We start from the raw sequence: 19601 nt of genomic DNA, 5'->3' as shown, positions 1-19601 counted from the left end.
CTGTTCCATCTGCTGAGCACGCTCTACGAGCGCACCAGCGTCGTCATCACCACCAATCTAAGCTTCAGCGAATGGGCTACCGTCTTCGGCGATGCCAAGATGACGACGGCGCTGCTCGATCGCCTCACCCATCATTGCCATATCCTGGAGACTGGAAACGACAGCTTCCGCTTCAAGAACAGCTCGGCCCAGACCCCTGCCACAAAGAAGGAGAAAGCACCCACCTTGACCAAAGCCTGAGACCCAAACCATACATGAAGGCGGGTCACTTCTCGGCGAAAATCCCGGGTCAGTTCTCGGCGGAAATCAACACTCCACGAATTCCATCGGCAGGATCCCTGCTTCTTCGCAGTGGTCAGGGTCGAGCGTTATCGAACCGTGGTAGTTGAGGTTTGCCTCGGTGACGTAGATGCCGTGCAGCTTGCCGGCGACTAGTTTTCGCATGGGTCTGTTATCCTAATTATATACTTGACGTACCAATGACCAATTCGCTAGAAAAGCCGGGACAGGCCGGCACTGAAGGATCACTAGCTGTACGTGGGATCGTTGGCGAAGGAGTCGATGATCGCGACGACCGCCTTGGTCATTTTTTCCAAGGTCTCGCCAATCGACTCGCTAGCGATCAAGGGGGGTTCGCCAAACGATACATCCAAGGGCTTGGCTTCATCGAACTGGATATCGACGCCGACGTAATCTTTGAGGAGACTGGCCCTACCGTTCACGACCGGAAGGGTGATGCCGGCGAAGAAAAGATCATAGCCCCCACCAACGGCTCGAATGTTGGTTACGAGGGCTCGGTTGAGCGTAGGGACGATGGCGCGATGTTTGTCCGCGACATCCAAGTCATGCAAGGCGCGGATTATAGCCCCGTTGCCTCCGTAGTACGCTTCGACCTTGGCGAGGCGCTTAATCGCATCGAGACCAGCCTTTCTGATCGGCTTGGTGAGCGCATTGTGATAACCGTCCTTATCTACGCCGGTGGGGAAATAGACGCTGTCGAGGCTGGCTTTCTTAAACAGCACAAGGTCGGACGCGAGATGGTCCAACGCGCTCCTCAAATTGTGGATGACATCGCCAATGATAAGCGGCAATGTTTTGGGCGTTGGCTCGATTTGCTCTATAATGAGCTGCTTCGATGCATTGGTGGAATTGGGGTCAATGACAGCTCGATATGGATTCGTGGCGAAGAATTCCGCGATGGAAGATTTAAACTGCTCCGCATGAATTTTAGATCGTTCGACCTTCAGGTATGAGCTTTCAAAACGCGAGAATGACGAAGGCTTGATCATGCCGGAAGCTCCAAAAGACAAAGACCAGGAAAAGGGCGACGAGGTATTGCGCCGCCTGTTGAAGACGCCGCCGAAGCCTCATTCGGACAGCACCCTTACACCAAGCAAACGCGAACGCACCCAGCGCACATTAGGTTCGCAGAAAACCACGGACAAAGACCGCGAATAACGATATATCCGTTGTATGGGGGAGCATACAAACGGCGTGTCGATTCTAGAGTTGGTCAACCAGTTTGGGTTGATGGGCATCGTCTCGGTGATGCTCGCAACACTTACGATTTTAGTTGCCTTAGTCGGCATCTATGCTTTCTTTGATGTCCGCCGCGTTGCTACTCGTACGGCCAAGGATGAAGCAGAGAAGATCGCAAAAGAGGTGGCGGAAAGGCAGGCGAATACGTACCTTCAGGCTGAACTGCCGGGAATGATCGCCGCATATATGGAATTGGTCAAAAACGCCGCCACACCCGAGGAAGCTGACGAAATCGCCCAAGCCCAAGACGACCCAAATGGACAAAATTAGCCCGTCGCAAAAGCTTACGCTTGTGAACCACTTCCGCAACAATGTGCCGGTGGACGTGGAAGGGCTATCGTTTGCGCTTGGCGTCCCCGTCACTTATGCCGATCTAGCCGATAACATTTCCGGGATGATCGAGCCGCACCCGCGCGGCGGCTTTCAGATCTTTATCAATCGTAAGCATCCTCGCACACGCCAGCGCTTCACAATCGCGCATGAGTTGGGGCACTACATCAACCATGCCAACCTCATTGGCTCCGGTATTGGAGACGATAGGGCATACAGAAGCGCCGATACCGGACGCTACAAGAATGCCGTGATCGGTCCCAAACAGGAGACCGAAGCAAATCGCTTCGCGGCGACGGTATTGATGCCTTTAGAGGCTATCCATGCGATTCAGCATCGCGAAGGCATCAACGACCCAAGCGTTCTGGCGAAGAGATTTGAAGTCTCCGAGCATGCCATGCACATTCGCATGGGCGTGCCATATGAGCCTCACCCTTTGCTCTTCTGACGTCGCTTCAATGCCAGCTTCCTCGCTTTCTGCTTAAGCGTGATCGGCTTCACCAATCCGCCGATAGGTAAGGCGCTTGTCGCGGGCCATGCGAAGCAAGTCTTCGGCGCGTTCTGCATCTGAAACTTTCAGCGCGGTGCGGCGATTATAACGGAAATCGAACTCGGCCAAGTAGCGGTGCAAATGAGCCTCGCCGCAATGCTGGTAGACGCCGACCATGCCGCGCTTGAAGACTGAGAAGACGCCTTCGATAGTGTTCGAATGGATCGTCTCAGCGCCTTCGTAGCGGACGTATTCGCCAGCGGCATGATTGGTAGTCTTGTGCGAAGCGTATTCCTCGCCAGTGCGGGTGTAGAGGCGCGACGAGTCGGTATAGAGCGTCGTATCGCGGGACACGTTGCGGACCAGCACATCGCGGACGGTAGAGGCCGTAGCGTCGTTCAAATGAAACATGCGGGCTTTGCCACCGCGCTCGCCCAGACCAACGACAATGCGCTTCTGAGCGCCGCCAGACTTGCCTTTCTTGGTATATGGACGGCCCTTGCGCTGTGCTGAAACGCGGGGCGTCTCACGCTTGCCGATATAGGTTTCGTCAGCTTCGACCGTCTTGCCTTCGCCGCCAAGTGGGCCGGACGAGGTAACGTCTTCCTTCATTGCCTCACGGATACGGTGAGCCATAAACCAAGCGGTCTTGTAGGTGACGCCAAGCATACGGTGCAGCTGGTGGGCGCTCATGCCTTTCTTTGACGAGGCGTAGAGATGCGAGGCCAGCACCCACTTGTGCAGGCCGATCTTGGAACGCTCAAAGACGGTGCCGACCGTGACAGAGAACGGCGCGCGGCATTCGTTGCACTTGTAGACGCCGGGGCGCGTGGACTTGCCGGCAAGCTTGGTAATGCGCTCTGGGTTTGCATTGCCGCAATGAGGGCAGAACGGACCATGAGGCCAATGGATAGCCTCCAAATGCTCGCGGGCCTTGTCGGCGTCGTGGTAAATCTCGGCGGTCAGATCGAACATTGCGGTAACTCCTTGCATTCGTTATCGCAAATCGTGTCTGGTACGTCAAGTATATAATTAGGTCTGTTATCCTATCCATCATTGAATGACTGGTCCTGCCGCCCTCTGAGCAGCCAGTTATTCGGCTAAATCCCGACGACGAGAGCGCCGCCGCTCAGGCCTGCACCCGCCGCCGCGAGCAGGATTTTCTCGCCCTGCCGAAACGGCTCCGCCTGATGAGCCAGCGACAGCGACAGTGGGATCGTCGCGGCGGAAGAGTTGCCGTAGTCGGCAATCGTCTTGACGATGGCTTCATCCGCTATGCCGAGGTTTTTCCCGACCGCATCGAAAATACGCGCATTGGCCTGATGCGGCACGAACCGGCCGACATCCTGTGGTCTCACGCCGGCAGCGGCGAGCGCGCTCATCGAGCAATCGGTCATCATCTCGACAGCCTTGGCGAACACTTCGCGTCCGTCGGTCATCGTCATTCGGGTTTGGTCGGGGTCGAGGCCGTCTTGGAACGGGATGTTGCTTCCGCCGGCGGGAATCTGGATCAGACCATAGCGCGAGCCATCCGAATCCACCGACGCGCCGAGAATGCCCCAATCCGGGTCCTCGCACGGACCAATCACCAGGGCGCCAGCGGCGTCGGCAAACAGCACGGCGCTGGCGCGCTCGGCCGGATTGATGCGGCGGCTGAGGATGTTGGCGGCAATGACCAACGCTGGTTTGCCGTGCAGGCGGGTGAACCCGTCGGCAAACATCAGCGCATAGATGAAGCCGGCGCAGGCGCCGGTCAGATCGATCGCGCCCGCGCGGCCAAGCCCGAGCCGATGCGCGACCAGCGGCGCGCTCGGCGGCAAGAGGTGATCGGGTGTCGAGGTGGCAAGCAGCAAAAGACCGATGTCGCCACGGTCGATGCCGGCATTCGCCAGCGCCATGTCGCCGGCTTGCACGGCCATGCCCGACAGCGTGTCTTCGTCGGTTGCCCAGAAGCGCGACCGTATCCCGGTGCGCCGCTCGATCCAGCCGGGTTCGAGCCCGAGGCTGTTTTCGATTTCCGGGTTCTCGACCTTGCGCGCGGGTGCATGATGGCCGAACCCAAGGATGCGCGACGACCTGTTCACGGCTTCGCGCCGAAGCGTTCGCCGGCCTCCTCGATGGCGCCATAGAGCCCGTCGAGTTCGTCGCCGGTGATGCAATAGGGCGGCATGAGATAGAGGACATTGCCAAGCGGGCGCACCAGCAGCCCGCGCTCGAGGAAGAATGCGCGCAGCTTCGGCCCGATCTCGGCCAGATAGCCGGCTGAGCCTGTGCGCAGGTCGAGGGCCGCGATCGTGCCGGTTGTCCGGATGTCGGCGAAGAACGGATTGTCGCCAAAGCGCCGAATCCCGGCGGCTTGTCTCGCGCTCAGGGCCGCGACCCGATCGGCCACCGGTTCGTCATGCCAGATCTCGACATTGGCGAGTGCCGCCGCGCAGGCCATCGGATTGGCGGTGTAGGAACTCGAGTGGAAGAAGGTCTTCTTGCGGTCCGTCGAATAATGGGCCTGGAAGATGGCATTGGTGGCGAGCGTGGCGGCCAGCGGGACAACGCCGCCGGTCAGGCCCTTCGAGGTGCACAGGATGTCCGGAGAGATCGCTGCCTGCTCGCAGGCGAACATGGTTCCGGTGCGACCCCAGCCGGTCATCACCTCGTCGGCGATCAGCAGCGTGCCGGAGGCCTCGGCGATCTTCTTCAACTCGGTGAGAACCCAGGCCGGATACATCAGCATGCCGCCCGCGCCGAGCACCAGCGGCTCGACGATCAGCGCGGCGGCGCGCCGGTCGCGGGAGACGGCCTCGAACCGGTCCAGCGCCTCCTGCTCGCGCCCGGCGGCCGGGAAGGGGATGGTGTCGACCTCGAACAGCAACGGCTCGTAGGCGGCATTGAACACACCGCGGGCGCCGACGCTCATCGTGCCGATCGTGTCGCCATGATAACTGTGCTCCATGACGACGATGCGCGAGCGCGGCGCGCCGATGTTGCGGAAATAGCCGAGCGCCATTTTCAGCGCGACCTCGACGGAGGTCGAGCCGCTGTCGGAATAGAACACCCAGTCGAGGCCGGGCGGAGCGAGGCCGACAAGCGCCTTGGCCAGGCGCTCGGCCGGCTCGTGCGTGAAGCCGGCGAAGATGATCTGGTCGAGGCTCGCCGCGGTCGTCTCGATGGCCTTGACGATGCGGGGATGGCGGTGGCCGTGGGTGACGACCCACCAGGAGGAAATGGCATCCAGGATGCGCGTGCCGTCGGCCTTGTGGAGATAGGCGCCTTCCGTCCGGACGATTTCAGGGATCGCGGGCTCAAGCGCGTGCTGGGTGAACGGATGCCACACACTGGACTGCGACATCACTCGCCTCCTGCTATCGCTGTGAGGTCGAAGCCGGCAGCCATCGCGTCCCTCAGCGTCCCGCTCGTCAGCGGATCGATGAGCGGCAGTCTGCCAAGCTGGCGTACGCCGCTGAATTCCACGATTGTTCTCTGCGTATCGGCCACTTCATCGCCGATGAAGGCAATGCCGATGAGCGGGATGGAGCGGGCCTTGAGCGCCTCGATTGACAAGAGGGTGTGGTTGATCGTGCCGAGCCTGGTACGGGCACACAGGATGACCGGCACCCGCCACTGGGCGAATATGTCGATGAATTTGGTGCGCCGGTTGAGCGGCACCATCAGTCCCCCGGCACCTTCGATGACGATCGGACCTGGCAAATCCGGAAGCGAGAGCTCTGCGACGTCTATTGCGACGCCGTCGAGTTCGGCTGAACGATGCGGCGACAGCGGCTCCTTCAGGCGATACACTTCGGGCAGCACGCGCCCGGCGGGTAAGCCTGAAAGTCGGGCAACGACCTCGCTGTCCGTCTCCTCGTCGAGGCCTGATTGCACCGGCTTCCAGTAGAAGCCGTCGAGCAGGCCGGCGAGTCCGGCCGAAAATACTGTCTTGCCAATTCCGGTGTCTGTTCCGGTGACGACGATGCGCTTGGTCATGCCGTGGCCAACACCTCGACAAGCGCGTCCAGCATGGCCGAAATGTCGGCCTCGTCGACGTTGAGCGTCAGCGAAATGCGCAGGCGCGACGTTCCCTCGGGCACGGTCGGCGGACGAATGCCGCGTATGTCGAAACCGCGCGCCTGCAGCGCCGCCGCCACTGCCATGGTGCGCCCGACGTCGCCGATGACAAAGGGCTGGATCTGCGAGCCGCTGGGTGCCACGCCGCAGCGCTCGGCCAATTGGCGGCCCGCGAAGGCAACGCGCTCCTGCAACTGGACACGACGTTGAGGCTCATCGGACAGCATGGCAATGGCCTCGCGCGCTGCCACGGCCATCAGCGGCGACGGCGCGGTGGAATAGATGAATGGGCGGCAGCGGTTGACGAGATAGTCGCACAGCAGTCCCGGCCCGGTGACCAGCGCGCCGGACGCCCCAAGCGCCTTGCCGCATGTGTGGAGCGCGACGATGTTGTCGCGGCCCTCGAATGCGGCGGCAAGGCCGCGGCCGTCGGGTCCCCAGACGCCGGTGGCATGCGCCTCGTCGACGATGATGAATGCCTCGTGCCGATCGGCAAGCGCGACCAGGCTCTCCATCGGCGCGCGGTCGCCATCCATGCTGTAGAGGCTTTCAATCACGATCCAGACGCGCCCCATACCGCCTTCGGCGCGCCAGCGCGTGATCGCATTTTCGAAAGCATCGACGTCGTTGTGCGCGGCGAGCTTGAACTCAGCGCGGCCAGCACGGGCCCCCTCATGCATGCTGGCATGGGCGAGCTCGTCGAGGACCAAAAGGTCGCCCTTCTGCGGCAGGGCGGTCAGCAGAGCGAAGTTGGCGATATAGCCGCTGCCGAAGAACAGCGCACGATCGGCTCCGAAGAACGCGGCAGCATCCGCCTCCAGGGCCTCATGCTCCGGCGCGTTGCCGCGCAACAGCCGCGATCCGGTGGCGCCGACCGGCGTGCCCTGCGCAATCGCCACTGCCACCGCATCGCCTAGCCTTCTTGAAGCGGCAAGCCCGAGATAGTCGTTCGACGAGAAGTCGAGCCCGGTGCGCGGCGACAGTGTCCGCAACCTGTCCTTGCGCGCCAGTCCCTGCAAGGTCGCGTCATAGCGGGCAAGCGGTGCCCCGTTCATTGCGCCTCGAGTTCCATCGGCTCGATGCCGAGGCGGCGGAACAGAAGGCTATCCTTGTCCTCGCCGGGATTGTTCGCCGTCAGCAGCGTGTCGCCGACGAAGATCGAGTTGGCGCCGGCAAAGAAGCACAGGGCCTGCATCTCGTCGGTCATGGCGGTGCGGCCGGCCGAAAGCCGGACATGCGATTTCGGCATCATGATGCGCGCCAGCGCGATCACGCGCACGAATTCGATCGGCTCGATCGGCTTGGCGTCGGCGAGCGGGGTGCCGTCGATCGGGATCAGCATGTTGATTGGAACGCTTTCCGGATGTTCCGGCAGATTGGCCAGCGTCACCAGCATGTCGATCCGGTCCACCGGTTCTTCGCCCATACCGACAATGCCGCCGCAGCAGACCTTGATGCCGCTGTCGCGGACATTGGCCAGCGTATCCAGCCGGTCGGCAAACGTCCGGGTCGAGATGACCTCTGAGTAGTAGCGTTCGGAGGTATCGATGTTGTGGTTGTAATAGTCGAGGCCAGCCTCTTTCAGCTGCTGCGCCTGGCCGAGGTCGAGCATGCCGAGCGTCATGCAGGTTTCCATGCCCAGCGCCTTGACGCCTTCGACCATCGCCACCACCGCATCCATGTCGCGCGCCTTGGGATTGCGCCAGGCGGCGCCCATGCAATAGCGCGTGGCGCCCGCGTCACGCGCCTTGGTCGCCTCGGCGATGACGCGCCTGACTTCCATCAGCTTGGACGCCTTCAGCCCGCTTTCGTGATGCGCCGACTGGCTGCAATAGCCGCAATCCTCCGGACATCCGCCTGTCTTGATGCTGAGAAGCCGGCTGAGCTGGACCTTGTTGGGATCGAAATTCTGGCGGTGCACGGTCTGCGCTTGGAACAGCAGGTCGTTGAAGGGCGCGTCGTGGAGAGACTGGGCCTCTTCAAGGCTCCACATCCGGCGGTCGCCGAGGGATTGAATTTCAGGCGCGGTCTTTTCCGAAATTGCTGCGTGCATTTCCATCCTGTTCCTTGCGTTGTGCGACACGCGGTGCCTTTCGAATGGCGGACACGGTCGAAAGAAGCTGGGTGGGCGAGATGGTCAGGGTCTTACGATCAAAGCTCACGGTAATCGAGGCCGATATCGAGGACAGGGGCACTGTGAGTCAACCAGCCGACCGAAATCAGATCGACGCCGGTCGCGGCGATGGCGGGCGCCGTCGCAGCGATAATCCTGCCAGACGCCTCGGTGATCACCCGGCCGGCAACCAATGCTACCGCCTGATGCAACTCGTCGACCGACATGTTGTCGAGCAGCACAGCGTCCGGGGCAAGCGCCAGGGCCTCTTCCAGTTGGGCAAGCGAATCGACCTCGACTTCGATCTTGACGAGATGACCGACGCTCATTCGGGCTCGTTCGATGGCCGTGCGAATTCCGCCAGCGATGGCGATGTGGTTGTCCTTGATCAGGATGGCGTCGTCGAGGCCGAAACGGTGATTGGATCCGCCACCGGCACGCACGGCGTATTTCTCGACCGCTCGCAATCCAGGCGTCGTCTTGCGTGTGCAGACGATCCTTGCGCCGTGGTCGCGGACCGCCGCGACGACCGATGCCGTCGCGGTGGCGATGCCGCTCAGATGACAGAGAAAATTGAGCGCCGTCCGTTCCGCGGTGAGAATGGCCCGGGCCGGCCCGCTCACCGACGCAATGGTCTCTCCCGGGGCGACTTCGCCGCCGTCCGCTCGCTCCACCGTCATCTCGACATTCGGATCGATCAATCTGAAGGCAAGCATCGCCAGGTCGAGACCGGCGACGATGCCTTGCTGGCGCGCCGCAAGCATGGTCGTCGCGTGGCGTTCCTTCGCCACGATGGCGTCCGTGGTTAAGTCACCGGCCCTGCCAAGGTCTTCCAGGAGAGTTGCCCGTACCAGAGGCTCGAGCATGATTGCGGGAAGCGGTAAGAGGTTCATCATGGGACATCTTCCAGCTGGGGTTCGAGTTCCCGCGCCGCCACAAGGGCGGCTTCGAGCGTGATTTCGGAGCGCTGGGCAACAGTCGCATGATGCGGAAAGTCCGTCCGGAAATGAGCCCCACGGCTTTCACGGCGCCGCAAGGCGGCAATCGCGATCATCAGCCCGACAGCCGCGGGATCGGATGCTGCATCGTGCTGCCGAGCCAGCGGTAACAAGGCCCGCGCGGCGTCTTTCAACCCTTCGCCATCCCGCGTGACTCCGAGGGCACGCGACAGGTGAGGCCGTACAGGCCTCGGGTCCGGCGCGGGCAGGTGAGGTTCCATGGCTGGCTTTCCGCCGCTGTCGGGCGAACCGGCCACATTCTCGGCGACCCAGCGGGCGCAGACGACAGCTTCGGTCAGCGAGTTGCTGGCAAGCCGGTTGGCGCCGTGCAGCCCGGTCGAGGCGACTTCGCCGCAAGCCCAAAGTCCTGGTACCGACGTACGCCCGGCCAGATCCACGGCGACGCCACCCATGTGGTAGTGCTGCGCCGGCCGGATGGGAAGGAGGTCGCGCGCCGGATCGATGCCGGCCTTGGAGCAGGCCGATGCGATCGTCGGAAACTGTCGCGCGAATGCCGGGCCGGGTTTTTCCCGCACATCGAGAAAGACGCGATGGCCATCGGCAAGGCGCTTCCAGACGGCGCGCGCGACGATGTCGCGTGGGGCGAGTTCCGCGCCCCGCAAGCCGTCGAGGAAACGTCGGCCGGTCTCATCGACGATCACAGCGCCTTCGCCGCGAACCGCCTCGCTGATCAGCGTCATGGGACGGTTCGATCCGTCGAGCGCGGTGGGGTGGAACTGGATGAATTCCATGTCGGCAAGCACAGCCCCCGCGCGGGCCGCGAGCGCCAGGCCCTGTCCGCAACTGCCCAGCGGATTGGTGCTGTCGAGAAACAGCCCGCCGATCCCGCCGGTGGCGAGGACGGTCCGCCCCGTGCTGAAGAACACCGGGCCCGCCGAACCGCTCGCCAGAACACCGGCGATTTTCCCGTCCTCCACGGCCAGCCGGCGCGCTTCGAACCCCTCGACGACCTCTATTGTCGGTGTCGAGCGGACGGCCGCGACCAGGGCACGCATGATCTCGCGCCCGCTGCCGTCGCCGTCGGCATGAACGATGCGGCGCCGGCTGTGGGCGGCCTCCAGTCCGAGACGCACCGTTCCTTCCGGCGTGCGGTCGAAGCGGACCCCGAAGCCCTCCAACGTTTCGATCGCGCCCGGCGCCGCATTAAGGATGCGTCTCGCCATCTCCCTGTCGCAGAGCCCATCGCCTGCGGCGAGCGTGTCGGCCAGGTGCAATGCCGGATCGTCGTCGTCGCCGAGGCTTGCGGCGAGCCCGCCCTGTGCCCACGTGCTGGAGGCGTCAGCAGCCAATGGCGTCCTCGCCAGGAGAAGCACCGGCTCGGGCGCCAGGTGCAGCGCGGTCATCAATCCGGCTATGCCGCCGCCGATGATCACCGGCCGGCCGGCGAGATGGTGGACGTCCATGCTCATACGGCCAGCATCCGCTCGACGGCCAGCCGCGCGCGACCGGCGATTTCGGGTGCGATGGTCACCACATGGCGGTTGTGCTCGAGAGCCGCGCGGATGTTGGTTAGCGTTATGCGCTTCATGTGCGGGCACAGATTGCAGGGCCGGATGAACTCGACCTCGGGATGCTCGACCGCGACGTTGTCGCTCATCGAGCATTCGGTCATCAGCACGACGCGGGGCGGCTTTTGCCTTCCGACATAATCCGACATGGCGGCAGTCGAACCGGAGAAGTCAGCTTCCGCGACGACCTCCGGCGGGCACTCGGGATGCGCCAGCACCGTCACCCCTGGATGGCCCTCGCGCAATTGGCGGATGTCGGCGGGCGTAAAACGCTCATGCACCTCGCAATGCCCTTTCCAGGCGATGATCTCCACCTCGGTCTGGGCGGCGATGTTCTGGGCCAGATACTCGTCGGGCAGCATGATCACCCGGGGAACGCCGAGGGACTCGACGACGGCCTTGGCATTGCCGGAGGTACAGCAAATGTCGGACTCGGCTTTCACTTCGGCCGAAGTGTTGACGTAGGTGACGACCGGCACGCCCGGATAGCGTTGCCGCAGCAGCCGAATGTCCTCGGCGGTGATCGAGTCAGCCAGCGAACAGCCTGCTTGCAGGTCAGGAATGAGCACCGTCTTTTGCGGATTGAGCAGCTTCGCCGTCTCGGCCATGAAGTGGACGCCGGCCAGCACGATGACATCAGCGTCGACCGCCATCGCCTTGCGGGCAAGCGCCAAACTGTCGCCGACGATGTCGGCGACACAGTGGAAAATCTCGGGCGTTTGATAGTTGTGCGCCAGGATGACGGCGTTTCTCCGCCGCTTCAGTTCAAGGATAGCTTCGATATCGCCGGCGAAGGCTGGCCACTCGACGGGCGGGACCACGCTGCGAACGCGGTCGTACAGGGACGCACCTGAAGGCAGGATGGCGCTCATCGAGCCTCCGGTTATAGTCTATAGGAATATAAGACATATATCCTTTATGACTATAAGGAATGTCAAGCCCGTATGAGCGGCAATTTTGTCCCGGCCACCGGCCTTTCATCGAGAACGTCATGGCGGAAGCGGTAGAGCTGCGCCGGCCGGCCGCCGGTCTCAGTGGTCGTTTCCCCGGTCTTTTCTACCAGCTCCTGCTGCTCGATGAGCCGGCGAAAGTTCGGTTTGTTGATGAGCCTGCCCGAGAGCGCTTCAACGGTTTGCTGCAACTGCAAGAGCGTGAAAAGCTGCGGCATCAGTTCGAACACCACCGGCCGGTATTTGATTTTGGAGCGCAGTCGCGCAATCGCCGTGGCCAGGATACGGCGATGATCGGCGATCATGGATTTACCTGGAACCGCGGTTGGCGCGGCTGAGGGTCCGCCGCGTACCGCTTCCTCCACCAGCCTTGCCTCGTAGAGAAGTTCGTAGCGCTGCAGCGTGAACTCTTCGTTCCACGACCGGTCGTCGAAGCCGAAGGCGACAGACGCGCGTCGCCGGCGGTCGAGCCGTACGGATGTGTGGTCAGCGCTGTCCGCCCATTCCCTCAGGCGTGGCCGCAGGTCTTCCAACACTGCCGTCGGCGCGCCGGAGCGATGATCTTCCCATGGAAAATAGTCGTACCAGCTTGCCCACGAGCGCCTGGCCGCCGCGCACGCATCTTCGGCCTGGGTGAGCGCGAGATAGCTGATCGAGATGACGCGCTCTTCGGCGCCGATCCTGTCGCGATCGGCGAAAGTGTAGAGCTGCTCGATATAGCCGAGGGGGTGGCCGGTCTGTTGTTCGACCCATCCCCTGAGCCCGGACTGCAGTGAACGGTGAGCGAGTTCGAACGGACCTGATGGCAGGGCGTTTGCCTGCGGGATGGTGAGAACGCAGGGAACGCTGTTGTTCATGGCGACGACGACGGCGATCAGGTCCGCATTGACGTTGTTGCCCGTCTTTCCTCCAGATCTGCGTTGCCTTGTTGGCTTTCCCTGATCGTCCATGATCCCTGATCTGGCTGGGCTAAATTCCGCTGCAGAAAGCAGCTGAACCGATTTATTTTGGTTTTCCACGATAATTGTCGGTGCGTCAACATCACGCAAGCAGGCGGTTCTAGCGTTTTGCACTCGCAGAAGCTGGCGTCAACGCGACGCCCCCGGTGGGTAACGTGAGGGCACGATCCCTTGTTGATTGCCGTTGATAGTAGCAAAGGCGACGACGCCGCCGGATATCCGTTCGCAAAGGGTGGAACGCGGCTCGTTCTGTCTGACGGCACAATGCCAAGCTCGTCTAGGTGGGCGGCAGTGTTGGAAAGGTTTTCCATGTATGCCGATCACATCGTATCATGCTCGCCATGATGACATACACGGTATGGGGTGCACCGCAGACTGGAATGCACTTAGACACAGCGCGAAATGCTCCATGGACGATCGTTGGTATGCACACGGGAAATACCGGCATCCACATCATGCCGTTGTTTTCATTGCCAAAATTGAAGTTCCATAAGATAGATTATGCGACTTTCAATAGTAAGCGTTCAATATTTCTTGATTATCCTATGTATTTATCGCGCTTATTAAAAGTCTTGTCTATGGTAATTGAGAGACAACCGATCAGTTCTGCAACATTATGGATTACTCTAAGCCTCGGATTCGCCAGCAGGATGTCAACTAACACAATCTCGGCGTCTGATTAAACCTTGGCGTTGGGCGCTGACTTCTTCGGAACCGCGGCGTCCCAGCCCAGACCATATCGGCCTTCGCTCGCCTCCCCTCTCGGCGCACTCACTTGTGCGGCATGCAATAGACTCCCTCGGATACCATCAGCACCGCGCCACCCTTCAACTCGCTCAGTGCGCCGACCCACGCTTGCGAATACGTGCGGCTGGCATCCACGGCCGTCAGCCACAGAACCCGATTGTCGGCCAGTTCGACTTTAACTTCCTGCTGCAAAGGGCTTGCCTGCACGGTCTGTTGATAGTGGCGTTTGATCCTGACATTGCTGGTCGGGAACTCAGCTTCGTTGCTGCCGTAGTTCAGCACAAATCCAGTGTGGTCGTCAGCCACCGAGCAACTGCCATCACGCTCACACACGATTTTGGCAGCAGTCTTGCACTCCCATTTCAGCGAAGCGGGCCACATAGGATTGTCCACGCTTGATCGCGGCTTGTCGCTCTGACCAGCCGCCATCAACACAGCCCCTGTGTTCAAAATCACAGTGGACAGGAGAAGTACCCTAAACACCACAAACCTCCCAGAATTTTGACCTGATAGTGCCTCGTTCTGCTTGATCGCCTGGCTTAGGGCATGTTGAGATTGAACCAGCTTTTCTGGCGTTTGCCGTTCGCGTCGTCGTACTCGATGAACCAGGGCTTTCCGCGCATCGGCCGAGAGATGGTGTAGTAGGTGGGGCCATTACCAAGGGAATGCCCTCGATCGTTTCCCGCGGTCCGGATTGTTGCCGCAACCACCTTACCGTCGATTTCGATTAGGACCGAACGTGATCCGTCTCCATGATGCCCGCCGAGGGCGTTGTTTTTGAAAGCAACGGGCAAGGAGAGCCTGTCGGCCGCGATGCGGCAGATGTTCCGTTCTTGACCTAAGCCCGGCCGATCGGACTCGGAGCTCCCAACTGCTTGCCAGCCAGACGGACAATCCTCATACTTCTCAAATCTCGCCGCGCTGGAGTTGGCTTGCGGACAGGTCGGCCAATTGAAACCCGGGGCTTCCATCGCCGCAATCAACTTGTAAATTGGCGGATGGCACGAGGGGGTGGCTTGCCAGTCGCCGGAAAGGCATAGGAGGACCTGACAGCCCCATTCCGACGCTTTCGATTGGGATGGAAGAGCTGCGGCGCCCGCGATGGCGACGGCAACCCCTAGTAGGAATTTGAGTATGGTCATAGCCTTTTCCTCGCTGCAGATTTGACAGTTTACTATGGATGATCCGCGCGAAAAAGGACAGGTCGAAAAGGCAGGTTTGTGCGACTACACCGATTTATGAAACGAGACGACGGAGGCGTGGTCAACAACCCGTTGCGCGCCAACATTGCACTGACGCTTGAGCGGGAGAGAGCCAGGCGCGGCCTATCCCATATGCACATGGCCGAACTGTTTCGGACCGCCGGGGGCGAAAAACTGGCCTATCGAACCTACATTCAGACTGTGCGTCAGAAAAATAATGTCACATTGACGACGCTGCAGATCATGGCAAACGGCTTGCAGGTGTCTTTTGCAGGACTGCTCGCCGGCGGCAAGAAAGTTCCGGAATGGGCGCATCGGTTGGACGACAATGCGATCCGCAAGCGGCTGGCGCACATCATCGATTTTGAACGACAACGACGTACTTTGCACCGCTATGAGATGGCCGAGCTCATCGGTGTGGCGGAGGCGACATTCACCAAACTGGAACGCGCTAGCGGCAATATCAGCGTGGACACGATTGCGGCGATCGCCAAGGCGTTGAAACTTGATCCAGCGACCTTCCTGTTTTCCGAAAAGATCCCGCCTGGCAGGGCCGACACCTAGCCGCCCGCGAGTGTTCCTAAAGGTGTCGCCCCAGCCGGCGACCGCTCCTATGCCCTGCCGGTCAGGCCCGGCGGCTGACTAGACTAGCGCCCCCCGCCGCGGCTGTCGGGCAAATCCTGTCGTCGTCGGCTGCCAGCCTGTTGCAGCGGCGGGGATGATAAGGGGACTTTGAGATGGACGACTGTGCCGGCGCCGGGAATGCTGCTGATGAACAGCTTTCAAATGAGGGTCGAAACCATATGAGAACAAGCCGTCAAACCTAGTCCGGTGTGATTGCCGGCGGCTGTAACGAACAGGGGTCTCATGCCTGCGCCTTTGTCAGCCACTTCCAAGGGTCGGCTCAGGTAGGGGGCGACCCCACATTCATCAATTTCGTGTCGTGATGCCTACCAGAGAATTTGCTAATTAACTGACCGGCCAAAGCCAAACTCATGCTCGCTGGGCCGACTTGTCAGCACGCGACAGAAACCGCTTCAAGCTCAAACCGGCCAATAAAATGTAAGGCGGCATTGCGAGCGAATAGTGGCCACAGTTCAATTTCAAAATATTTGGCCTAGCTCCGGCGTCCTTCAGAGCCTGCATGAACCTCTCCGATAGCTTTGGCAAAACCACTTTGTCTCTCTTAGCCAACACAACATGAAGATCGAGATCAGGCCGTGCCAAACTATAGGCGTAGTTCTCCAAGTTAAGTGGACCCCAGGCCCTTCTGAGATCGGTCAGCTCAATCTCAGGCTCAAGGCTATCACGTATCAATCGTGTCGCGCGACCCGTCCAAACCATATCCGCTAGACTCCCCGCCGTCAGAAACAACGAGGCTTTTGACACAGCCGAGTCGTGCGCCGCGACCAGACCCGCAACCCAGGAGCCTAAGCTCATACCGAGAACCGAAATCTCTCGATAGCCTTCGATCTTCAACCAACGTATGAGTTTTCGCCCATCCAACACTGCCTGCCTTACCGATTGGATCGTTCGACCGAGATTAGGGCTAAGCATATAGTCGGCGTGCACGGAGCTGGGACGGCTACGTTCCAAGTGATAAGGCATAGCAATCTCGACAACGGTGATGCCACGCCGCGAGAAAAAGTGGGCAATCTGACGATTCCGGGCGCTTGCATTCCAATGGTGAAAAATCACCATCGCCTGATCGAACGACCCGCTTTCTGTGATTTTCGCTGAGACGACATTGTTCTGTTCGACATCAGTAGAAATGTCCGATGGAAATTGCAGCCAGCCAGCTAGCCTTTCAAACCCCTGATCACTCACATTCCGGTCATCGAAAAAGGCTGGATCAGCCACGGCTTGGTCCGCGAGGGCACAGAATTCCTCGATACTTGTTATTTTGTTCGCACATGGAAAGGCGCGTTCTGCGTCAAGGGCGAAACCCGTTGGTTTCTTTCCTTCCTCACCGCGTCGCGCCCGCCGCTCATCCCAATGATCAAGCCATCTATGATACACTCTGATTGTTTCCTAACCTACTCGCTTGCCCTCGCCCAGCCCTGGATCAAACAGGCCGTATATTGCGAACAGCACTCCAACGCCCAGAAGGATCGAAAAGCCAACAAATGCATCGATCAGCAAGTAGCCAGCCCCGAGTAACGCTACGATCGCTGACATCCTCCACAAAAGCATAAAAAACCGACGTTCGACACCTAAGCGGATGAAGCCGTACAGAAATACAACACAGGTCGAAATAGCGACAAGAAGGCTACTGTAATGGGTCGGCCTACGGTAGCTAATCCCGGCGCTCACATCATTTCTCCCATAGAAGGCGGACGACATATCGTCGACCAACCAAGCCACAATGTTCTCTCCGCGCGATGTCAGGTAAGCACTCTGGAGCTTCATGACTATGGCGATCAGAAGTCCCAAAACAGTACACCGAAAAATCGCCCGCATAACCCTGAGGCTGGTTTCATGGAGCTGGTGTTGATAATCCACCTCCGGCGGATTACTCGCTGCTTCTCCAATTCTCCAAAGATCATGGATCACCGTATGAAGCAAAATGAGGCCTGCGAAGAACAGATAAAAACAGATGCACATGTATAGGTAGGCGAGCCCCGTGAATACGACCGCTTCCGGTACCGATATAACCTCAGGGCGCACAATCGCTAATGAGCCCCAATCCGTCGCATAGTTGCCACCACCTTTGAGCAACGGGATTAGTGACACGCCGATCCACTGAAAAAGACCGGCGAATACCACACAAATCAACAATACCGCCCAATATGAATACGAAGATGCTTCTACGCTGCGCGCCCAGACATCGTCGCTTTCCATCTTGTCGCCCTGCGCTACAAGCTTTGGGCGGCCTTCATCTCTCCAAAAGGTCACCAGCTCGGTCACGAAGGCAAAAAACAGTGGCAAAAATAACATGAAGACGAATGTCCAATTCGCCGTCCAAAGAAACCCAACCTGCTTGACGACGCCATCCGCCCTGCCATATGTCACGCTGTGAATCCCCGTAAGATACGACAAAAACCCAAGAGCGGTGACACCCGCAAACACCGACGCCGGTAAATTCAGGGGAGATCCGCGACTAAAAAACGCCTCCGATTTCCTCGCCAAACTGAAACGGCGCCTCGGCCCTCTGGCGTCAGTCTCCCGTATTAGCTCTGCCGGTGAATCTGTCTCGTCATCGAAGTTCGCGGTCAATGCCGTATCTGGAATCTCCTGTGCAACGCTGCTCCCGGCTCTCTTCCATTCTCGTCTCTTGGCCGATAACCGCGATTGCGCCGCACTAAGCTCCATCTGCCATTCGCTAGTTGCGACCGGATCATCGCATCCAAAAATCCTCGCCAGCCAACGAATGTTGGCAGTGCTAATTCCCTTCTCGTTCTCTTGAAACCAAAGCTGCACCGTTCGCTGATCGACCCCGACCCGATTGGAATCAAACTGTGAAATCGCCTCTGCAAGGAGCTCGGGTGTCCATGGGCCTGCAGGAAACCCGTCTTTGCCCAACAGCCGACCCGCACCCGCCGCCGCCAGTCGCTTGAACAATTCTTTGAAATCACTCCCGTCTCTCGGCGGAGGGAGAAATAACTTTCCGTTCTTAAACAACAACTTATAGGCTCTAGTTTCGTCTCGTTTCGCTAGGCTTCGTATCCTATCGTGCGTTCGTCCTCAATCAACGTTTTTATCCCGGTGCGGGAGATGATCGAATGACGAGATGCGCGTGGAGCCGGTCGATGCCCATTCAAGTGGTCTGTAACAACGGAGTGATGGAAGAGGCTGATGAGGTCGCGAATCTGCTCGCGGCGCATCGTCAAGCAGTCGCCATGGTTGAACGTCTCGGCAGGCGATGGATGGGGGCCGAAGGGCCGGACGCGACCCAGATCGGCCGGCGATTGGATTCGGTCATGGCGGAAGAGGCTATTGCGCGTCGGCGCGCGGCCGCTGCGCCGGTGGCCGATGTCGTTGAGATGAAAATGAAGGCAGCTTATTTCCGGCGGTTGTTGGGGAACGGCTGGTGCGAGATTGATGACGACGATTTGCGCGCGTTGCTCGGTTCCTTCACGAAACTGCAGTCCTAGGAGAAGAGTGCCGAAATCCATGAGGCCACGGTATTCCAGGCCACGTAGATGCCCGCCGGCACCAAGATGATCGCGATGAATGCGATAGCATCGCCGATGGCGCCGTCGGTGCGTCCTTCCACGGGATAGTAATATTTGTGCGTCTCATCGTCGTGCTTCATTGTTGTCTCTCCGACCGCTTGTTTAGCAGCAGCTGCACAGGATGCTGAAACGTCGTGCCCCACAGACCTGTGCGTTTCATCTTAGGACGTGTCGATAATTTATCGCGCTAATTTTTGGGATTGCGGCTTGATTGTATAGTTCCATTCACCGTGGAATTCGTTGCGAATGATGTTCAAGCTGGCCATGTCCTCGTCGGAGACTTTGATCCCGGCGGGATAGCGGTTTTCATCAAGTTCGCAACGAACGGTCAGTCCCGCCGTCGAGGTTGTGGCGCCGATGAGTTCGACGATGGTGCGATAATCGGTGAGCGGTCGTCCACGCCAGTTTCTCGAGATGAACGAGAAGAGGCGGTGTTCGATCTTGTTCCATTTGCTGGTGCCGGGCGGGAGATGGAGGACAGCGATGGTCAACCCCAACTCGTCGGCC

At 59.8% G+C, this 19601-nt stretch carries 23 protein-coding genes and 1 pseudogene; 6 read left to right on the top strand and 18 right to left on the bottom strand.

What is annotated here, in order from left to right:
• A partial coding sequence (locus tag BLS48_RS32960; RefSeq protein ID WP_167365101.1) for an ATP-binding protein occupies positions 1-240 on the top strand: 240 nt, incomplete at its 5' end.
• Between the two features lie 72 nt (positions 241-312).
• Here the strand turns inward: BLS48_RS32960 and BLS48_RS32955 are convergent.
• Positions 313-444, bottom strand: a pseudogene (locus tag BLS48_RS32955) (aspartate 1-decarboxylase); the annotation flags it as partial.
• A gap of 83 nt (positions 445-527) precedes the next feature.
• Positions 528-1289 carry a hypothetical protein gene (locus BLS48_RS32950; protein WP_091586486.1) on the bottom strand — a complete coding sequence of 254 codons (762 nt, stop codon included), beginning with the start codon at positions 1287-1289 and terminating at the stop codon, positions 528-530.
• On the opposite strand from BLS48_RS32950, the gene BLS48_RS35880 reads away from it, so the two are divergent.
• Genes BLS48_RS35880 through BLS48_RS32940 form a run of 3 tightly spaced genes read left to right on the top strand, consistent with a single transcriptional unit; the run spans position 1288 to position 2317 of the window.
• On the top strand, positions 1288-1458 hold the full coding sequence (locus BLS48_RS35880; RefSeq protein ID WP_167365342.1) for a hypothetical protein: 171 nt from the start codon (positions 1288-1290) through the stop codon (positions 1456-1458). The genes BLS48_RS32950 and BLS48_RS35880 overlap by 2 nt on opposite strands.
• 36 nt (positions 1459-1494) lie before the next feature.
• Positions 1495-1809, top strand: coding sequence for a hypothetical protein (locus BLS48_RS32945; protein WP_143019578.1), 315 nt, complete (start codon positions 1495-1497; stop codon positions 1807-1809).
• Positions 1796-2317, top strand: a complete 522-nt coding sequence (locus tag BLS48_RS32940; protein ID WP_091586482.1) for an ImmA/IrrE family metallo-endopeptidase — start codon at positions 1796-1798, stop codon at positions 2315-2317. The genes BLS48_RS32945 and BLS48_RS32940 overlap by 14 nt, the downstream gene beginning before the upstream one ends.
• A 33-nt stretch (positions 2318-2350) precedes the next feature.
• On the opposite strand, the gene BLS48_RS32935 is transcribed toward BLS48_RS32940, so the two are convergent.
• The 12 genes from BLS48_RS32935 to BLS48_RS32880 form a co-directional block, all read right to left on the bottom strand.
• Positions 2351-3334 (bottom strand): IS1595 family transposase, encoded by a 984-nt coding sequence (locus BLS48_RS32935; protein WP_091586480.1) that lies wholly within the window; start codon positions 3332-3334, stop codon positions 2351-2353.
• A 125-nt stretch (positions 3335-3459) separates the two neighbouring features.
• Positions 3460-4443, bottom strand: a complete 984-nt coding sequence (locus BLS48_RS32930; protein ID WP_091586478.1) for a beta-ketoacyl-ACP synthase III — start codon at positions 4441-4443, stop codon at positions 3460-3462.
• Complete coding sequence (locus BLS48_RS32925) at positions 4440-5705, bottom strand: adenosylmethionine--8-amino-7-oxononanoate transaminase (RefSeq protein ID WP_091586476.1); 1266 nt, start codon at positions 5703-5705, stop codon at positions 4440-4442. The genes BLS48_RS32930 and BLS48_RS32925 overlap by 4 nt, the downstream gene beginning before the upstream one ends.
• The gene (gene bioD / locus BLS48_RS32920) at positions 5705-6340 is read right to left on the bottom strand and encodes a dethiobiotin synthase (RefSeq protein ID WP_091586474.1); all 636 of its coding nucleotides are present in this window, start codon (positions 6338-6340) and stop codon (positions 5705-5707) included. The genes BLS48_RS32925 and bioD overlap by 1 nt, the downstream gene beginning before the upstream one ends.
• Complete coding sequence (locus BLS48_RS32915) at positions 6337-7476, bottom strand: 8-amino-7-oxononanoate synthase (RefSeq protein WP_038654628.1); 1140 nt, start codon at positions 7474-7476, stop codon at positions 6337-6339. The genes bioD and BLS48_RS32915 overlap by 4 nt, the downstream gene beginning before the upstream one ends.
• Entirely contained in the window at positions 7473-8414 is a 942-nt protein-coding gene (gene bioB, locus BLS48_RS32910) for a biotin synthase BioB (RefSeq protein ID WP_091586472.1), read from the bottom strand. The genes BLS48_RS32915 and bioB overlap by 4 nt, the downstream gene beginning before the upstream one ends.
• 158 nt (positions 8415-8572) lie before the next feature.
• Positions 8573-9427 carry a carboxylating nicotinate-nucleotide diphosphorylase gene (gene nadC, locus BLS48_RS32905; RefSeq protein WP_038654793.1) on the bottom strand — a complete coding sequence of 285 codons (855 nt, stop codon included), beginning with the start codon at positions 9425-9427 and terminating at the stop codon, positions 8573-8575.
• Entirely contained in the window at positions 9427-10962 is a 1536-nt protein-coding gene (locus BLS48_RS32900; protein WP_091586470.1) for an L-aspartate oxidase, read from the bottom strand. The genes nadC and BLS48_RS32900 overlap by 1 nt, the downstream gene beginning before the upstream one ends.
• A complete protein-coding gene (gene nadA, locus BLS48_RS32895) occupies positions 10959-11933 on the bottom strand; it encodes a quinolinate synthase NadA (RefSeq protein ID WP_091586468.1) in 975 nt (324 codons plus the stop codon). The genes BLS48_RS32900 and nadA overlap by 4 nt, the downstream gene beginning before the upstream one ends.
• 62 nt (positions 11934-11995) lie before the next feature.
• Complete coding sequence (locus tag BLS48_RS32890) at positions 11996-12961, bottom strand: NUDIX hydrolase (protein WP_038654619.1); 966 nt, start codon at positions 12959-12961, stop codon at positions 11996-11998.
• A 780-nt stretch (positions 12962-13741) separates the two neighbouring features.
• Complete coding sequence (locus BLS48_RS32885; RefSeq protein ID WP_240565446.1) at positions 13742-14146, bottom strand: hypothetical protein; 405 nt, start codon at positions 14144-14146, stop codon at positions 13742-13744.
• Positions 14147-14256: 110 nt separating this feature from the next.
• The gene (locus tag BLS48_RS32880; protein ID WP_038654463.1) at positions 14257-14859 is read right to left on the bottom strand and encodes a hypothetical protein; all 603 of its coding nucleotides are present in this window, start codon (positions 14857-14859) and stop codon (positions 14257-14259) included.
• Positions 14860-14976: 117 nt separating this feature from the next.
• On the opposite strand from BLS48_RS32880, the gene BLS48_RS32875 reads away from it, so the two are divergent.
• Entirely contained in the window at positions 14977-15483 is a 507-nt protein-coding gene (locus tag BLS48_RS32875) for a helix-turn-helix domain-containing protein (RefSeq protein ID WP_240565445.1), read from the top strand.
• 429 nt (positions 15484-15912) lie between these two features.
• Here the strand turns inward: BLS48_RS32875 and BLS48_RS32870 are convergent, their stop codons facing one another.
• Positions 15913-16938 carry an RcgR family putative quorum lactone hydrolase gene (locus tag BLS48_RS32870; RefSeq protein ID WP_038654475.1) on the bottom strand — a complete coding sequence of 342 codons (1026 nt, stop codon included), beginning with the start codon at positions 16936-16938 and terminating at the stop codon, positions 15913-15915.
• A 12-nt stretch (positions 16939-16950) separates the two neighbouring features.
• A complete protein-coding gene (locus tag BLS48_RS32865) occupies positions 16951-18540 on the bottom strand; it encodes an RcgA family putative transporter (protein WP_038654472.1) in 1590 nt (529 codons plus the stop codon).
• A gap of 128 nt (positions 18541-18668) precedes the next feature.
• Between BLS48_RS32865 and BLS48_RS32860 the strand changes: the two genes are divergently transcribed.
• Positions 18669-19013, top strand: coding sequence for a hypothetical protein (locus BLS48_RS32860; RefSeq protein ID WP_038654469.1), 345 nt, complete (start codon positions 18669-18671; stop codon positions 19011-19013).
• Here the strand turns inward: BLS48_RS32860 and BLS48_RS35875 are convergent.
• Both BLS48_RS35875 and BLS48_RS32855 read right to left on the bottom strand, forming a co-directional pair.
• On the bottom strand, positions 19010-19174 hold the full coding sequence (locus tag BLS48_RS35875) for a hypothetical protein (protein WP_167365341.1): 165 nt from the start codon (positions 19172-19174) through the stop codon (positions 19010-19012). The genes BLS48_RS32860 and BLS48_RS35875 overlap by 4 nt on opposite strands.
• A 99-nt stretch (positions 19175-19273) precedes the next feature.
• On the bottom strand, positions 19274-19601 hold a 328-nt coding region (locus BLS48_RS32855), incomplete at its 5' end, for an ISAzo13-like element transposase-related protein (protein WP_425284758.1).

The sequence above is a fragment of the Mesorhizobium qingshengii genome (assembly GCF_900103325.1).
In the GTDB taxonomy this organism is placed as follows: Bacteria; Pseudomonadota; Alphaproteobacteria; order Rhizobiales; family Rhizobiaceae; genus Mesorhizobium; species Mesorhizobium qingshengii.
This window is presented reverse-complemented; position numbering and strand designations above follow the sequence as displayed.

Coding starts and splice junctions, on each gene's coding strand:
- BLS48_RS32885 (WP_240565446.1), bottom strand. CDS start 14,146: ATGGCGGCTGGTCAGAGCGACAAGCCGCGATCAAGCGTGGACAATCCT.
- bioD (WP_091586474.1), bottom strand. CDS start 6,340: ATGACCAAGCGCATCGTCGTCACCGGAACAGACACCGGAATTGGCAAG.
- BLS48_RS32915 (WP_038654628.1), bottom strand. CDS start 7,476: ATGAACGGGGCACCGCTTGCCCGCTATGACGCGACCTTGCAGGGACTG.
- BLS48_RS32940 (WP_091586482.1), top strand. CDS start 1,796: ATGGACAAAATTAGCCCGTCGCAAAAGCTTACGCTTGTGAACCACTTC.
- BLS48_RS32900 (WP_091586470.1), bottom strand. CDS start 10,962: ATGAGCATGGACGTCCACCATCTCGCCGGCCGGCCGGTGATCATCGGC.
- BLS48_RS32890 (WP_038654619.1), bottom strand. CDS start 12,961: ATGGACGATCAGGGAAAGCCAACAAGGCAACGCAGATCTGGAGGAAAG.
- BLS48_RS32880 (WP_038654463.1), bottom strand. CDS start 14,859: ATGACCATACTCAAATTCCTACTAGGGGTTGCCGTCGCCATCGCGGGC.
- BLS48_RS32950 (WP_091586486.1), bottom strand. CDS start 1,289: ATGATCAAGCCTTCGTCATTCTCGCGTTTTGAAAGCTCATACCTGAAG.
- BLS48_RS32925 (WP_091586476.1), bottom strand. CDS start 5,705: ATGTCGCAGTCCAGTGTGTGGCATCCGTTCACCCAGCACGCGCTTGAG.
- nadC (WP_038654793.1), bottom strand. CDS start 9,427: ATGAACCTCTTACCGCTTCCCGCAATCATGCTCGAGCCTCTGGTACGG.
- BLS48_RS35875 (WP_167365341.1), bottom strand. CDS start 19,174: ATGAAGCACGACGATGAGACGCACAAATATTACTATCCCGTGGAAGGA.
- BLS48_RS35880 (WP_167365342.1), top strand. CDS start 1,288: ATGCCGGAAGCTCCAAAAGACAAAGACCAGGAAAAGGGCGACGAGGTA.
- BLS48_RS32935 (WP_091586480.1), bottom strand. CDS start 3,334: ATGTTCGATCTGACCGCCGAGATTTACCACGACGCCGACAAGGCCCGC.
- nadA (WP_091586468.1), bottom strand. CDS start 11,933: ATGAGCGCCATCCTGCCTTCAGGTGCGTCCCTGTACGACCGCGTTCGC.
- bioB (WP_091586472.1), bottom strand. CDS start 8,414: ATGTGGAGCCTTGAAGAGGCCCAGTCTCTCCACGACGCGCCCTTCAAC.
- BLS48_RS32860 (WP_038654469.1), top strand. CDS start 18,669: ATGCCCATTCAAGTGGTCTGTAACAACGGAGTGATGGAAGAGGCTGAT.